The organism is Streptococcus sp. Marseille-P6264, from assembly GCF_902460355.1.
Lineage (GTDB): Bacteria > Bacillota > Bacilli > Lactobacillales > Streptococcaceae > Streptococcus.
Genome location: NZ_CABPTO010000005.1, coordinates 101,937 through 118,715 on the forward strand (window position 1 = coordinate 101,937; position 16,779 = coordinate 118,715).

Annotated in this window: 11 protein-coding genes and 1 pseudogene; 2 read left to right on the forward strand and 10 right to left on the reverse strand. The window is 43.3% G+C overall.

The genetic code is table 11. The annotated features are described in order from the left end of the window. Positions 1-125 precede the first annotated feature (125 nt). From FZ941_RS07605 to FZ941_RS07640, 7 genes and pseudogenes are all read right to left on the reverse strand, one after another. Entirely contained in the window at positions 126-1,883 is a 1,758-nt protein-coding gene (locus FZ941_RS07605; RefSeq protein WP_148887433.1) for an ABC transporter ATP-binding protein, read from the reverse strand. Further along, positions 1,873-3,639 (reverse strand): ABC transporter ATP-binding protein, encoded by a 1,767-nt coding sequence (locus FZ941_RS07610; RefSeq protein WP_148887434.1) that lies wholly within the window; start codon positions 3,637-3,639, stop codon positions 1,873-1,875. The genes FZ941_RS07605 and FZ941_RS07610 overlap by 11 nt, the downstream gene beginning before the upstream one ends. Continuing rightward, complete coding sequence (locus FZ941_RS07615) at positions 3,632-4,090, reverse strand: MarR family winged helix-turn-helix transcriptional regulator (RefSeq protein WP_148887435.1); 459 nt, start codon at positions 4,088-4,090, stop codon at positions 3,632-3,634. Before FZ941_RS07615 ends, FZ941_RS07610 begins: the two co-directional genes overlap by 8 nt. Before the next feature lie 241 nt (positions 4,091-4,331). After that, positions 4,332-4,901 (reverse strand): hypothetical protein, encoded by a 570-nt coding sequence (locus FZ941_RS07620; RefSeq protein WP_148887436.1) that lies wholly within the window; start codon positions 4,899-4,901, stop codon positions 4,332-4,334. A gap of 29 nt (positions 4,902-4,930) precedes the next feature. Next, on the reverse strand, positions 4,931-5,341 hold the full coding sequence (locus FZ941_RS07625) for a peptide deformylase (RefSeq protein ID WP_148887437.1): 411 nt from the start codon (positions 5,339-5,341) through the stop codon (positions 4,931-4,933). Positions 5,342-5,422: 81 nt separating this feature from the next. Beyond that, positions 5,423-6,322, reverse strand: coding sequence for a fructokinase ScrK (scrK, locus tag FZ941_RS07630; protein ID WP_148887438.1), 900 nt, complete (start codon positions 6,320-6,322; stop codon positions 5,423-5,425). 311 nt (positions 6,323-6,633) lie between these two features. Further along, a pseudogene (locus FZ941_RS07640) lies at positions 6,634-8,520 on the reverse strand (sucrose-specific PTS transporter subunit IIBC). Between the two features lie 199 nt (positions 8,521-8,719). On the opposite strand from FZ941_RS07640, the gene FZ941_RS07650 reads away from it, so the two are divergent. Then, positions 8,720-10,174 (forward strand): sucrose-6-phosphate hydrolase, encoded by a 1,455-nt coding sequence (locus tag FZ941_RS07650; protein ID WP_148887439.1) that lies wholly within the window; start codon positions 8,720-8,722, stop codon positions 10,172-10,174. Next, positions 10,155-11,120 carry a LacI family DNA-binding transcriptional regulator gene (locus FZ941_RS07655; protein WP_148887440.1) on the forward strand — a complete coding sequence of 322 codons (966 nt, stop codon included), beginning with the start codon at positions 10,155-10,157 and terminating at the stop codon, positions 11,118-11,120. The genes FZ941_RS07650 and FZ941_RS07655 overlap by 20 nt, the downstream gene beginning before the upstream one ends. Before the next feature lie 406 nt (positions 11,121-11,526). On the opposite strand, the gene FZ941_RS07665 is transcribed toward FZ941_RS07655, so the two are convergent. From FZ941_RS07665 to FZ941_RS10785, 3 genes are all read right to left on the reverse strand, one after another. After that, positions 11,527-15,339 carry a pullulanase gene (locus FZ941_RS07665; RefSeq protein WP_148887441.1) on the reverse strand — a complete coding sequence of 1,271 codons (3,813 nt, stop codon included), beginning with the start codon at positions 15,337-15,339 and terminating at the stop codon, positions 11,527-11,529. A 549-nt stretch (positions 15,340-15,888) separates the two neighbouring features. Further along, positions 15,889-16,095 carry a hypothetical protein gene (locus tag FZ941_RS10780; protein ID WP_148887442.1) on the reverse strand — a complete coding sequence of 69 codons (207 nt, stop codon included), beginning with the start codon at positions 16,093-16,095 and terminating at the stop codon, positions 15,889-15,891. 55 nt (positions 16,096-16,150) lie between these two features. Continuing rightward, positions 16,151-16,366 carry a hypothetical protein gene (locus FZ941_RS10785; protein ID WP_148887443.1) on the reverse strand — a complete coding sequence of 72 codons (216 nt, stop codon included), beginning with the start codon at positions 16,364-16,366 and terminating at the stop codon, positions 16,151-16,153. Positions 16,367-16,779 lie beyond the last annotated feature (413 nt).

Genomic DNA, 16,779 nt, shown 5'->3' on the forward strand with positions numbered 1-16,779 from the left:
AAAACTTGAAAAGTGAAGGCTTAAATAAAACATGCAAAATTTCTAACTCCCATATAAGGAATTGCTTACAAAAAAGCACAGCCTAAGCTGTGCTATTTTGATAGTAGAATATTCCATTGCTATCCTTAAGCTACTTCACCTTCCTCAAACTGACTGTTGTAAAGATCCGCATAGAAGCCATTCTGATCCATGAGTTCATCGTGGTTGCCCTGCTCGATGATATTTCCATCGCGCATGACCAAGATAAGGTCTGCATTTCGGATAGTGGATAGGCGGTGGGCAATGACAAAGGAAGTCCGGCCTTCCATGAGTTTGTCCATGGCCTTTTGAATTAGTTCCTCCGTCCGCGTATCAACTGACGAAGTTGCCTCATCCAATATCAAGAGCGGTGCATCTTTCAGCAGAGCACGAGCAATTGTCAGCAGCTGCTTCTGACCGACCGATAAGTTGACCGTGTCATCCAGCACCGTATCATAGCCCTGCGGCAGAGTCATGATAAAGTGATGAACACCGACCGCCTTCGCTGCAGCTATAACTGCTTCATCTGTCACATGTTCCTGATTATAAATCAAGTTCTCCCGGATAGTTCCTTCAAAGAGCCAGGTATCCTGTAAGACCATTGAAAAGGTATCGTGAACCTCAGAGCGTTTCATATCCTTAATATCTATACCATCAATGCTGATACGCCCTTTGTCAATTTCATAGAACTTCATGAGCAGATTAACAATAGTCGTCTTACCAGCACCCGTCGGACCGACAATGGCAATCTTCTGTCCGGCTTTGGCCTGGGCTGAGAAATCATGAATAATCGTCTGGTCTGGCTTGTATCCAAAGAAGACCTCTTCAAAGGCAACATCTCCTTTGACAGCAGTAAGCTGCTGATCTTTATGCTGCTCGTCTTCCATCTCAGGCTCAGCTAGAAATTCAAAGACACGAACCAGTGCTGCACCAGCCTGCTGCAAAACAGTGCTGCCTTGGGCAATCTGTGATAAAGGCTGAGAGAAGGTCCGCACATAAACCATAAAGGCAACAATAATCCCGATGCTAATAGAACCATTAATCGCCAGAGCAGCACCGACCAAAATAACCAGCACATAGGCAAAATTCCCTGTAAAGAACATGAGCGGCATCATCATGCCAGAGATAAATTGAGACTTCCAAATACTGTTATAGAGATTGTGATTGAGAACTGCAAAGCGCTCCTTAGACTGCTCAATGGCATTGTAGCTGATAACGACATTATGCCCCGAGTACATCTCCTCCACATAGCCGTTAACAGCAGCTAAATCATTTTGTTGGGCAGTGAAATAGCCCTGAGACTTGCCCATGATGAGGCCGACAAAGACAAAACCGACTACAGTAGCCAAAATGGTCACCAAAGCTAAAATCCAGTTCATAAAGAACATAGTCAAAACCACAGCCACCAAAAGCAAGCTAGAAGAAATAACACTTCCTAAACTCTGGTTGAGAGATTGGCCGACCGTATCCACATCGTTGGTCACGCGCGACAGCGTATCTCCCTGAGAATGACCATCGAAATAGCTCAATGGAAGCTTGTTAATTTTCTCCGCAATGGCCGTCCGTAGTCGCTTAGAGAAATACTGGACAACCGTACTGATGATAAAGGACTGACCATAGTTGAGCAGGGCTCCGACTGCATAGAGCACGGTTAGCAGAAGGGCAATCTGAGACACAGCTTTTAAATCAATATTGGTAGCCAAACCTTCAGAGATGAGATTGGTAATTTCTTTTAATTTATTTGGCCCATAGACCGTGATAATGTTTGACAAGACAGCTCCCACAAATGCCAAAGCAAGAGGAAGCTGTAAGCCTTTGAGATAAGGCCGTATCTGGCTAAATAATGAAGGCTTCTTATTTTCCATTTTCTAATTCCTCCTTGGATAGTTGTGAGTAGGCAATTTCTTGATAAACCGCGTTATTTTCCAAAAGCTCTCGGTGGGTACCTTGACCGACTACCTTACCAGCATCCAAGACCAAGATTTGATCCGCATCCATGATGGTAGAAATCCGCTGTGCCACGATTAGCTTGGTCATATCCTGCGTCCGCTCAGCCAGTTCCTTGCGCAAAATGCGGTCTGTCTTATAGTCTAGGGCTGAGAAAGAATCGTCAAAGATGAGAATTTCTGGCTTACGGGCCAAGGCTCTGGCAATGGCCAAACGCTGACGCTGGCCACCAGAAAAGTTGGTCCCGCTTTGAGCCACTTCAGCTTTCAGCCCCTTTTCCTTCTCTTGGACAAAGGGCTTAGCCTGTGCCAGGTCAAGAGCTTCCCACATTCCCTGCTCATCCAGCGGACTTGCTTTACTTTGACCAAAGTCCAGATTGCTCTCGATATCACCAGAGAAAAGCACCGCCTTTTGCGGGATGTAGCCAACCTTATTGCGTAGGTCTTCTAGCTGGTAATCTTGAACATTGACACCATCTACCAGAATCTCCCCTTCTGTCACATCGTAGAAACGAGGGATGAGATTGACCAGCGTGGATTTCCCTGAACCGGTTGAACCGATAAAGGCTACGGTATTACCAGCCTGCGCTGTAAAGCTAACATGCTCAATGACCGCTTCTGAATTCTTGGAATAGCGGAAGGACACATCTCGAAAGACCACTTCTCCCTTGCTATCCGCTGCTGTCTTAGGCTTTTCTGGACTGGTGATAGAAGAATGCAGGTCCAGAACTTCATTAATCCGGCCAGCCGATACAATGGTCCGAGGCAGAACGATGAAGAGGGCACCCATGAGCAAGAAGCCCATCACAACCTGCATAGCATAGGACATAAAGACGACCATATCACTGAAGAGTGGGAGACGCTCCTGCAGTCCAGCCTCCTGAATCAAATAAGCACCAATCCAGTAAATCGCCAGTGTCAAACCGCTAGAAATCCCCATCATAACTGGATTCATCATAGTCATCAGACGACCAATGAAAAGATTGAGCCGGGTTACTTCATCATTGGCAGCCGCAAATTTCTCATCCTGATAATCTTCAGCATTGTAAGCTCGGACTACGCGAATCCCAGTCAGACTCTCTCTAGTGACGCTGTTTAGCTTATCGACCAAGCGCTGCGCCACTGACTGCTTAGGAAAGGCCAGTGTAACTAAAACTACTGTCATCAGGATATTAACAAGAACGGCAATGAGAACAGCAATCAGCCAGTTCTCGGACTTGCCGATAATCTTGGTCATGGCCCAAATCGCCATAATCGGTCCCCTAGTCACGACCTGAAGCCCCATGGTAATTAAGGTCTGTACTTGAGTAATGTCGTTCGTTGTCCGGGTTAGCAAACTAGGAATCGAAAATTTCTTAATCTCCGTCTGCGAATAGTCTAGCACACGGTTGAAAATATCACTCCGCAAACTATGGGTAAAGCTAGCTGCTGTACGAGCGGCAAGATAACCAACCACGATGGCTGACAGCAAACTAGCAAAGGATAAGCCAAGCATTTTCAATCCCGGCTCCCACAAATCTGCTAAAGCTGTTCCTGGCGTTTGTAGTAGCTCTGTAATCGTTGAAATATAGGTTGGAACTTCTAATTCCAAATATACCGTCAGGAATGTGAAGAGTACACCGAGAACAATCATGCTCACTTCCCTTACCGTCAGCCGTTTAAATAGCTTAATCATCTTTCCCTCCATTTTCTAAACTTTCGATATTCTGATAAAACTTGGCCATGACTTGTGAAAAAATCAACAGCTCCTGCTCAGAAACACCATTCAAAATAGACCGATCTATTTCACCAAAAAAGTCACGGATTTTCTTCATTCTTTCCTGCGACTGCGGAGTGAGACGGATGTACTTAGCCCGTTTGTCTGCCTTGCTGGCTTCCAGCTGGATAAAGCCATTCTTCTCCATCCTTTTCATTAAGTTAGAGGCCACCGATTTGGAAATATCCAACTCCTGCTCAATATCCTTGATAAGCGTGTCCTTGCCTTCTTCCGCTCGATGGGCAACAATATGCAAGACCTGCCCCTGCGGCCCAGCCATGGACTCAATCCCTTGCTCCTTAGCAAGTTTCTCTACCATGAGATGAATCTTTCGGCTAAAACGCTTCATTTCTAATAAAGGCTTTTCCATTAATCCTTCCTTTCTAAATTAATTCTCACGAGAACTAATTAGTTTTCATGAGAACTATTTTAACACATAAAAAGCAGATGTCAAGAAAAAAGTTTCTATGAGAACTATTTTTTGACGAAAAATAAACTGGAACCAAGAGTCCCAGTTCTACCAATTAAAAGTTTTTTTAATCTTAATATTTTTAACCTAAAATAAGAGTAGTAAATCCCTGCTCTAGAATAATCTCCCTCGTCATTCATTTCTATGGAAAGAGCCACTTGATATGCGGAGCAAGTTGGGAAATTTCTTGATGAAGTTCATTGAAGCTAGTATTTTTCACATCATCCAAGTCTAAAGAGACAGCACTCTCCTCTTGATTTTTAGGATAGAAATATAAAATTCGACTAGGCGGTTCTGCAGTTCTTGTCCTAGATCGATAGATATCGTACTCAATTTGCTCAATCTCCTGCCACAAGAAGTACTTCTCTCTTTTAGCAGATAAGCCTCTCACCCTTATTCCCATCTCATCCATCTCTAAAATTGGTGGTTTATGATTCGAAATATAGCCTAGAACGATCATAAAAATAGCGGTTATGCCCATTCCCCAATAGACTGGATTGAAGATATTGTTACTTTCTTCAGTAGTCTGCCTGCTTCTTTGGTCTTCTTTGCTGATAGAAGTCCTATGAACCAGTTGATTGGCACTATTTTGACTTGTTGACTCAAGGGAGGCCTTATCCATAGAGGCAAAAGCCATGATAAAAAAGATAGCAAAGAGTAAGAAAAAGCCTATGGCATAAAATTTTGCTCCATCGCGCTTGTATACTTTCATTCTATTCCTATCCTTTCCAGATACATTTCCTATATGAGAACTCCTTCCAAATGATCCAATTCATGCTGGCAGATTTGCGCTGGAAAATCCTCTAAAGTGATAGTCTTCTTCAGCCAGTTCTGATCCAGATATTCGACCGTGATTTTCTGATAGCGAATGGTTGACCGACTGCCTGTCAAGGACAGACAGCCTTCTTCCGTTTCATAAGGGCCAGACTTCTGAATGAGAACTGGATTAAACATGACCATGGGCAGCATGCCATACATAAAAATAATCACCCGCTTTTGGGAACCAATCATATTCGCAGCAAGGCCGACACAAGACTCTCTATGGGCCAACAAGGTATCCTGCAAATCCTGAGCCAAGAATAGATCAGCTTTCGTGGCAGGGACTGATTTTTGCTGTAAAAAGAAAGGATCTTTCACAATTGCTTTTTGCATCTTTCACCTCAAATGGAAGAGGCTGGATTCCCCTATCTCAGCCTCCTTAGTTTATTTGAACACTCTCAACGCCTTGTTTACTTATTTTGCATAGCGTTCACTAATATCTTTTGCGAGGACAAAATTTCCTAGTGTGGCTGAACCATTTCCTGCGACAGCCGGTGTGACAATGTAGTCACGCACATCTGGCACTGGCAGATAACCGTTGAGCAGGACAGTGAATTTCTCACGAACACGGTCCAACATATGCTGCTGTGCCATCACACCACCACCAAAGACAATGACATCTGGACGGAACGTCACCGTTGCTTGAATGGCCGCCTGCGCAATATAGTAAGCCTGAATATCCCAGACAGAATTATTGAGCTCGATGTTTTCACCACGCACACCAGTCCGCGCTTCTAGACTAGGACCAGCTGCTAAGCCTTCCAAACAGCCCTTGTGGAAAGGACAAACGCCATTAAAGCCTTTTTCCACATCCATTGGGTGCTGAGCTACATAGTAGTGCCCCATCTCTGGATGGCCTGTCCCCCCAACAAATTCACCACGTTGGATAGCACCAGCACCAATCCCTGTTCCAATCGTATAATAAACCAGATTTTCAATGCGACCACCAGCATTGTTACGGGCTACAACTTCACCATAGGCTGAGCTGTTGACATCTGTCGTAAAGTAGATTGGCACATTCAAAGCACGACGAAGCGCTCCCACGATATCCACATTGGCCCAATGTGGTTTTGGAGTTGTTGTGATGTAGCCATATGTTTTTGAATTAGGATCAATATCAATAGGACCGAAAGAGCCGACTGCCAGACCAGCTAGATTGTCAAAACGAGAGAAGAACTCAATCGTTTTATCCAGTGTCTCAATCGGTGTAGTCGTAGGAAATTGTGTCTTTTCTACAACATTAAGATTTTCATCGCCCACAGCACAGATAAATTTCGTTCCACCAGCTTCTAAACTTCCGTACAATTTTGTCATTTCAAACACCTCTTGTATTCTTTATACTCCATTATAGCATATTTCCATATTGGAAATGGCTCTATATTTTAGATTTTCCTCTGTAAATCTTAGCACTCAAGTAAAAAGAGAGTGGGACAGAAATCGGTAATTCGTTAGAATTCGATTTCGTCGTCCCACCTCCGCACAGTTGAGTAGTGCTCTAAAAGCTGATGAAACCAGCGTAGTAGAGCCCACTCAACCACTGCGTCTTGCTCGACAATACAAAGACAATTGAGAGGCTAGGACTTTTGTCCCAGCCTCTTTCCTTTGTTGACTTTCTATAGCTAAGATTAAGCTTTCACTTCAATAATCGCATCGCCTTTAGCAACAGTTCCTTCTGCTACTGGAGTCACAGATGCGTAGTCAGCTGTGTTAGTCACGATAACCATAGTCGTGTCATCCAGACCAGCTGCTGCGATTTTAGCTGAATCAAAAGTTCCAATAATATCGCCAGCTTTGACTTTAGAACCTTGAGAAACTTTTTGATCAAATCCTTCGCCATTCATAGACACTGTGTCAATACCAACGTGGATCAGGATTTCAGCACCATTAGCTGTCTTCAAACCATAAGCATGGCCTGTCGCAAAAGCGATCGTCACTTCTGCATCGGCTGGGGCATAAACAACACCTTCAGTTGGTTTAATCGCAATCCCTTGACCCATAGCTCCGCTTGAGAAAACAGGATCATTTACATCGCTCAAAGCTACTACACTACCAACGATTGGAGAAATGATTGTTTCATCTTGGAGAGCTGCTGGAACATTACCAGTTGTTTCTTCTTCGACAAGGCGCTCTGTAGTAGCATTTGTAGCAACTTCAGCTTCATCTTCGTAACCAAACATGTAAGTAAGGGCAAAACCAAGAGCGAATGATACAGCTACCATGAAGAGATATTGGAAGAGTTGTCCATTACCGATGTAAAGCATGGTACCTGGGATGATAGTGATACCATTACCAGTACCAGCAAGACCAAGGATAGAAGCCAAGCCACCACCGACAGCACCAGCGATCAATGAAAGGAAGAATGGTTTTCGGTAACGCAAGTTAACCCCGAAGATAGCTGGCTCTGTAATACCAAGGAAGGCAGAAAGAGCAGCTGGGAATGCAAGAGTTTTAAGTTTAGGATTTTTAGTTTTGACACCAACAGCAACGGTCGCAGCACCTTGAGCTGTCATAGCTGCAGTGATGATAGCGTTGAATGGGTTAGCATGGTCAGCTGCGAGCAATTGTACTTCAAGCAAGTTGAAGATATGGTGAACACCTGATACGACAATCAATTGGTGAACTCCACCGATCAGCAAACCACCTAGACCGAATGGCAAACCAAGAATAGCTTTTGTACCAATAAGGATGTAGTTTTCAACAACGTGGAAGACTGGTCCGATCACGAAAAGTCCAAGAATTGACATCACCAAAAGGGTTACAAATGGTGTGACCAAAAGATCCAAGACATCTGGCACAACCTTACGGACAGCTTTTTCAAACTTAGCTCCGACAACCCCGATAATGAAGGCTGGAAGAACAGAACCTTGCAAACCAACGACTGGGATGAAGCCGAAGAATTTCATTGCAGTCACTTCACCACCAGAAGCAACAGCCCAAGCATTTGGAAGTGAGCCTGAAACAAGCATCATACCAAGAACGATACCAACGGCTGGATTTCCACCGAATACACGGAAGGTTGACCAAACCACCAAACCTGGTAGGATAATGAAGGCTGTATCTGTTAAGATTTGAGTATAGGTCGTTACATCATCTGGAAGTGTCATTCCAAGAGCGTTCAAGAGACCACGAACACCCATGAAGAGACCAGTTGCTACGATAACTGGGATGATTGGTACAAAGACATCACCGAATGTACGGATAGCACGTTGGAACCAGTTTCCTTGTTTAGCAGCTTCTGCTTTCATGTCATCTTTTGATGAAGTTGGCAAGCCTAAGGCTACAACTTAGTCATAGATTTTATTAACCGTACCGGTACCAAAGATGATTTGGTATTGGCCTGAGTTAAAGAAAGCACCCTGAACTTTTTCTAGATTCTCGACAGTATTTTTGTCGATCTTTCCTTCATCTTTAACCATGACGCGCAGACGAGTCGCACAGTGGGCAACACTGTTAACGTTCTCACGTCCACCCAAGGCTTCGATGACCTTTTTTGCAATTTCAGTATTGTTCATTTGCAAAAATCTCCTTATAAAAATATTGTAAAACTTTTTGAAAGCGATTTTATCACCTTTACGAATATTATTTTACCATGATTCAGAGATATGTCAAGCGTTTTGCAGAAAAAATATTTTTTTACTGTTAAATGTTGATTTTTCAGCAGAAAACGTTTACTATAGTAATAAGAAATAATATGATTCGGAGGACAAAAGATTGGCTTGGACGACTGAAAAACGCTACAAACATTATGAAGACTGGACTCAGGAAGAGGTACAGCAGATCAAAGAAAACATCGCTAGATCTCCTTGGCGGGCCAGCTATCATGTGGAGCCTCAAACTGGTCTGCTCAATGACCCCAATGGCTTTTCTTACTTTGACGGCAAGTGGGTGGTTTTCTATCAAAACTTTCCTTTTGGGGCTGCCCATGGTCTCAAATGCTGGGTTCAATTAGAAAGTGATGACCTAGTTCACTTCACTGAAACTGGCCTTCGGGTGCTGCCAGATACTGCTCTAGACAGCCACGGTGCCTACTCAGGCTCTGCCATGCAGTTTGGCGACAAGCTCTTCCTCTTCTACACTGGTAACGTTCGTGATAAGAATTGGGTGCGTCACCCTTATCAAATCGGTGCCTTATTAGATAAAGCAGGCAATCTTGAAAAAATTGACAAGGTCTTGATTGAGCAACCTGCTGAAGCGACCGACCACTTTCGTGATCCGCAGATTTTCAACCACAAAGGGCAATTCTATGCCATTGTCGGCGGGCAAAATCTGGATAAGCAAGGCTATGTCAAGCTTTACAAGGCTGTTGATAATGACTATACCAACTGGGAAGTCGTCGGTGATTTAGACTTCGCCAATGACAAGACAGCCTATATGATGGAGTGTCCTAATCTAGTCTTTATCAACGACCAACCAGTCCTGCTCTATTGCCCTCAAGGCTTGTCCAAGGAGGTGCTGGACTATGGCAACATTTATCCAAATATGTATAAAATAGGTCAATCGTTTGACACAAACAAAGCTGGTATGACTGATCCTAGCCCTATCCAAAACCTGGACTACGGCTTCGACTGCTACGCCACCCAAGCCTTCAACGCACCTGACGGTCGCGCACTGGCTGTCAGCTGGCTAGGCTTGCCTGATGTGGAATACCCATCTGACCGCTTCGACCATCAAGGAACCTTCTCACTCGTCAAGGAATTAACCCTGAAAGACGGTAAGCTCTACCAATACCCAGTCGCAGCCATCAAGAATTTACGAGCGGAGGCTCAGCCTTTCACTGCGCTGGATAAGAGCAAGAATAGCTACGAGCTGGAGCTGAATCTCGCTGCAGACACTGAGCACGAAATCGTCCTCTTTGCAGACAAGGATGGCAAGGGGTTACGCATCAACTTCGACCTCAAGGCAGGCCAAGTGACCGTTGACCGCAGTCAGGCAGGGGAACAATATGCCCTAGACTTCGGAAGCAGCCGCAGTACCAGTCTTGACACTAAAGATACAACTGCCAATATCTTCATCGATAAATCGATTTTTGAAATTTTCATCAATAAAGGAGAGAAAGTATTTTCCGGCCGTGTCTTCCCGAGAGAAGACCAGACAGGCATTGCCATTACCAAGGGCAATCCAACCGGTACTTACTATGAATTAGAATATGGTCGCAAAGCTAACTGATGTAGCAAAACTAGCAGGAGTCAGCCCCACAACTGTTTCCCGCGTCATCAACAGAAAAGGCTACTTATCCGACAAAACGATTTCTAAGGTTGAAGCAGCCATGCGAGAATTGGCCTACAAGCCCAACAATCTGGCGCGAAGTCTCCAAGGTAAGTCAGCCAAGCTAATTGGACTTATTTTCCCTAATATCAGCAATGTCTTTTATGCAGAATTGATTGGCAAGCTAGAGCACGAGCTCTTTAAACAGGGCTATAAAACTATCATCTGCAATAGTGAGCATGATTCAGACAAGGAGCGTGAATACCTTGAGATGCTGGAGGCCAATCAGGTGGACGGCATCATTTCTGGTAGCCACAATCTAGGAATCGAGGACTACAATCGCGTGACTGCTCCCATCATTTCCTTTGACCGCAATCTTTCGCCAGATATTCCAGTTGTCTCCTCAGACAACTATGGCGGCGGAGTGCTGGCGGCTCAGACCTTGCTCAAGGCTGGCGCGCAAAACATCATCATGATTACTGGCAATGACAATTCCAACTCGCCGACCGGCCTGCGCCATGCTGGATTCGCCTCTGTTCTACCAGACGCTCCTATTATCAATGTGTCCAGCGACTTTTCTCCAGTCCGAAAGGAAATGGAAATCAAGCACATTTTGACTCACAAGAAGCCAGATGCCATCTTCGCATCAGATGATTTGACAGCCATTTTAATTATGAAAGTCGCTCAGGAGCTAGGCATCCAGATTCCCGAAGATTTAAAAATCATCGGCTACGACGGCACCTACTTTGTGGAGAACTATTATCCTCAACTAGCTACTATTAAACAGCCACTGAAAGAGATTGCCAAACTTCTGGTCGATTTACTGCTACAAAAAATTGACAAGCAAGAAGTCACAACGACTGGCTACTTCCTGCCAGTGAACCTCTTGCCAGGCAAAAGTGTGTAATTTTCATTCAACCCCTACTAAATAAGAAAAAGAGGATGGGACAAAAAGATTTCAATTTTTAAAAATTTTAATTATTAAGCCCTTCAAATCTATAGTTAAATGCGAAAAGCGAACAAAGCAGAATTCTGATTACCAGAAAACTAGTTTTGTTCGCTTTTTATATTTGAGGTCGGACTTTTGTCCCAGACTCCTCAGTTGTCTTTGGATTGTCGAGCAAGACGCAGTGGTTGAGTAGGCTCTACTAGGCTGATTTCATCAGCTTTTACAGCCCTACTTAACTGTGCGGAGGTGAGACGACGAAATCGAATTCTAACCAATTACCGATTGCTGTCCCACTCTCATTTTTATCTATCATGGCTGAGAAATATGGATTTCTACAACTGCTAGAGGAGAGTATTCTCTTCTATTATTGCTTCTTTCTAGAAGCGAGCAAACCAGCAAAGAAAGCAAGAGTAGCACCTAAAAGTGCAAGCAGAGAAGTTTCTGTGCCAGTTTTAGGCAAGACTTTTTCTGTCGAAGCAGTCTCACTAGGACTTACTTTGTCCTGCTGTGGCTCTGCAGCAAGTGGTTTTTTACTCTCTGACGATGGAGATGTAGATGGAACTTGAACAAGCTTATTCGACAAGCTAGGGCTTTGTTCTTTTTGAAGCTCCTTAACACTGCCTTGAGACGGATTTTGCTGGATATCTTTACTTGCATCTTGAGGTTTTTCTTCTTGAGCTGGACTCGCCTTTTTAATCCGCAAAATTGTAGCTGTCAGCGGAGCTAGAGTCAAGCCATTGCTGTTTCTGGTGACACCTGCTGGATCTGAAATAGCAGAAACTCCTGCGGTATTGCCATCAGCCACAACCTCTGCGCCTGCTAGATGTTTGTAGGCTTCACCAAAGTTGAAATTTCGCTCCTTTTTGTCTGCATTGACAAAGACTGCATAAATATCGCCATTTGAAGCAACCACTTGGTAGCCAAGGACCAGATCTTCTTTCTCAACACCATCCTTGCCAGGCTGGGTAATGAGGGTCACATTTTGATCCACTTCTGCTTTGGAACTACGAGTGAAGGCGTCCGTTGATTTCCGCAGACTAATCAAGCCCTTCATATAAGCACGGCTCTTGGCATTTTCAGGGAATTTCTCCGAATCAGTCGCCTTGGTCCAGTCAAAATGGTTGACCGCGTCACTTGAATCATAAGAATCATGAATGAAATACGGGTATTCAAACGGTGTGCCGTCCTCATTGGTCAACAAATGCGCTTTGTTTGGAACTTTGTCTTCAGAGACAGGATATTTATAGGCAGGATCGCGGAATTGCTTGGTCCGGCCGTACTCTTGACCAGAGTGGATGAATGGAGTTCCTTGCGAAGTCAGCATCATCAGATTTCCTAGGCGCAGACGGCGATGAATCTCTTGATTATTGGCAGCGACTGCTGGATCTTTCTTAATCGACTGGGCAATAATATCAAAGAGGGTCAGATTATCATGGGCCGCAATGTATTGGATCACATCCCCTGGGCTATCTGCCTCAAAATTGGTTGGCTGCGCCTTGATATTCTTGAAAACATCTTCTACATTGCGTTTACCACCAGTGATAAAGGCTGGCGTTCCCTCATTTGGATAACCCGATTTCAAGGTGTTGCGAATGTCATCTGAGAAGACAGCCACCGTGTCTGTTGACTTCATCCAAGTCTGATCAGCAGGCTGGACTGCTTTATTTTCATCACCTGCATAAGTCTTCCAGCCCTCACCCAGCATAATGAGATTTGGATTGAGCTTTCTAGCTTCTTCAAAGGCTTTTTGGATGGACTCAGCATCGTGATCCCCCATCATATCAAAGCGGAAACCATCTACCTTGTACTGCTCTGTCAAGTACTTGATCGAATCCACCAAGATCCGTCTGCTCATATAGTGAGTAGTACCCAAGCGACCGCCACCAAAGCTGGTTCTCGGTGTACCATCCGCATCCATAAAGTGGTAGTAATTCGGCTCCAAATCTTCAAAGATAGAGGTCTTGGCTGTGTGATTATAGACCACGTCCATGATAACGCCCATGCCACGCTTATGAATTTCGTTGACAAGATTTTTGAATTCCTCAATGCGCTTGGCTGGATCTGTCGGTGTGCTGGAGTACATACCTGTCAGCGAGAAGTAGTTTTGCGGGTCATAACCCCAGTTATAGTTGCTGTTGCTGGAAGCATACTTGTCCATGCGCTCAGCATTTTTCAGCTCATTTACAAAGTAATAACTTAGAACTGGCAAGAGCTGAACATGCGTCACTCCCAAGTCTTTCAAATAATCCAATTTCTCAATGAAAGCTGAGAAGGTCCCAAATTGAGATTTCAAATCCTTTGAAATAGCTGGATCTGAAGTGAAATCACGAACGTGCGCCTCATAGATCAAGGCATCTTCCCGCTTCTTGAAGTTTGGAATATTGGCATAGGTTAAGTCTTTCGGTCCATATTCACTTGGATCTACAAAGGCCGCCTTAGCAATCTTGTAAGCATCCCCCTTGTCCGCATCTTCACTATTCCAAGCTGCCAAAGACTTGGCATAAGGATCCAGCACAAGGACTTTTTTGCCGCCACGGCTAATTTCATAATGATAGAAATATCCACGATAGTCAGAAAGACCTAGCCCGCTCTCAGGCGTCAAGCTGCTAGTCCATGTACCAGACTCACCCCTCTGCATAGCTATGCGCCCAAGGACCTTGTTCTGATCTTCCTTGTCATAGACCACCAAATCGACTTGGTCCGCACTTGGTGACCAGAAGGTCAGGTCCACTTGTTTGCCCGCTTGAGAAACACGCGCGCCCAAATCACCATCATACTTGTAAAGACTATCCTTCAGCTGCCAGTTCATGCTGGTTTTGAATTGGTCATTGCCATATTTGATAAGGTAAGGTGACTGAGCTTGATTAAAATCACCAATCAATTTTGCGCTTTTATTCTTTGCGTCCAGAACCACATCTTTAACAGCGACTTCTCCGCCATCTTTGTTGGTAATTTTTAGGTTTTTCAGAATGTCTTCTTTTTTAGCGTTTTCCAAAGTAGAGAAGGTCGCCTCAATCTCTGTCAAACTAACATGCTGGGCTCCTGTCATGCGAATATCATTGACAAAGTATGGGTTGGTATAAACTGTTGGATCCGCATCACGTAAGAAAATCTGGCTAGTCTTACCCAAATTTGCAAAATTATAATCCTGTTTTTGAATCTTCACATCATCTCCCGACTTGCTTTCATCTAAAAGCAGGAAACCAACCATCTTTGCAGCCTCTTTCAGAGGAACATCTACGTAGCGACCGTATTTTCCAGTCTTCTCAAAGTCCACGCCATCAGGCCAATTTTGACCTGGATTTTGCACATCTCCCCAGAGCCAGAGGGATTTCTTATCATACTGACCATCTGTGCGATAATAATTGATCCGAAGCATTCCTTCTTTTAAAGGCTCGGAGGTATGAGGATTATAATCTTTGTCAAACCAAACTTCATTCATCTGAGGGCTGAGCAGCTCAACCGTCTTATCACCCGTAATATTTTGACCTGCTGTATTGTTGATTAAGAGACTAACCTTGCTTCTTTTCTCTGCCATCTTGACATCAAGGTAATAGCCATAATCATCTTTTTTAGCTGTCGCAAAACTAGTCGCACCAGTCGGCCAACCTCCCTTTTGACCAGAAGGCGTTTCAACATCATCCCAAGTCCATAAACCTAAGCTATCCAGATTCTCGGATGGTAGATTTTTGAAATGGAAACGCATATGGCCATCTGCGATAGCATCCTTTGTCGATGTCTCCGACTGACTAGTTGACGCTGGTTTTTCTTTCTCGTCAGATGCAGCTGTCTCCTTTGCTTCTTTCCCAGCTGCTTCTGGAGTCGCACTAGAGTCTGCCCCCTCTGTAGGCTGGGTAGCTTGACTTACTACTGCTTCAGGCTGGGCGCTTTTCTCGATATCTCCTTTTTGTTCGCTTTCTTTTTGCGCTGAACTATCCACTTCCTCAGCTTTTGCTTCATCTGCTGGCTTAGGCAAAACTTCTGAATTAGCAACTGATACTGTTTCCGTTGCTGGGCTAGTCGTAGTCTTTGTCTCATCCGCTTTGGCTAACTGAGCACCTCCAAAGAGGAAGCCAGATGCAATCACGACAGATGCTACTCCGACTTTTAAGCGACGAATCCCAAAATAATGACGCTTTTCACTGGTCCGAGACTGTAGATGATAGTTTCTTTTCATAAATAAAAAAACTCCTTTATTTTTTCCTATAGAAAATACGTATGCAAACGTTTTCTGTATTTATTATACAGATTATCTATCGAAATGTAAAGGTTTTCATAGATCATTTTTTATTCCAAAGCTTTATGTATGATTTCTGATTTAGTTTTATACGGAATCCACCAGCTCTCTCTTTGTTGTTTAAGTTAATGAAACTAAATATTTCTTTAAACTCATCAAAAAGAGAGTGGGACAGAAATCGGTAATTCGTTAGAATTCGATTTCGTCGTCCCACCTCCGCACAGTTGAGTAGGGCTGTAAAAGCTGATGAAATCAGCCTAGTAGAGCCCACTCAACCACTGCGTCTTACTCGACAATCCAAAGACAATTGAGAGGCTAGGACTTTTGTCCCAGACTCTTCTTTTAAAGTTTTTTTCATGTGGTTCAACCCCTGATTACCTTTTGGTGTTAGAATCACTACCGCTTTTCTTAGGCTATCACCTGCATTTCAATAGCACTGTCCGTTTTTTTAGAAAGATAAGATTTTCCCAAACTTTAAAGAAAATCGAACTAATCTACATAAAAAAATCTTCTATAAATTCGAGCAATTGTTAAAACAATGATTAAAAGTATAGCTATTATAGACAATACTATTTTCCCAAAACTTATTTCCGAACGGATTATAAAAATGTGAAAGAGAGGTGCCAATCCTACACCTATAGCAATTAGATAACTAACAAGGTTTATTGCACCAAGACCTGCAAAAAAATGTTTCATTTTAAATACCCAACTTTTTAACTTTCATTTTCTAGTGACTCTCTCTAAATCAATTTCATTGCTTACTTCTCGCCTTTTCAAAGAAATTTGATAGTAAATGTACTCCACTGAAGGCTATCACTATGTCAATTGGTAAGAAATAGTAATCCCATATAAAATGAGACAAACTCAATAATAGAAATAGAATACAATCAATATAACTATTCTTAAAATGTTCTGCGATTTTATGATATAGAAATGCAGTAATAACTGAAATCAAAACAATCGTCATACTTATCCTCTTGTAATCTGCAAATAATCCATGTATTCACCTGCTCTAAACTCTTCCTCCTCTTGGAATTTTTCAAGTAGCTTAAAGCTTTTAATAATACAATCTATTAGATACTCCCTCAGTCCTATTATAGCAATTATGATTTAGTCCATAAAGTTTTTATGTATAAATACCATACAAAAACAGACAGGAACTTTTTCAACATTATCAAGTTTACTAACAAGTTAAATTTCCCATATAGCCGTATTCAAATAGTTATTAAATCCAAAGATCCCCCTCAAAAACTCTCTTCTAAAGAATTGCTCTTTAGGAGATTTTCTATTATCTCTTTCTTTTCTTACTTAGACTGACTAGACCATTCCTCATCTCTAAAAGACCTAGTAAAAATTGTAAGAAACGAAAGCGATTTGGCC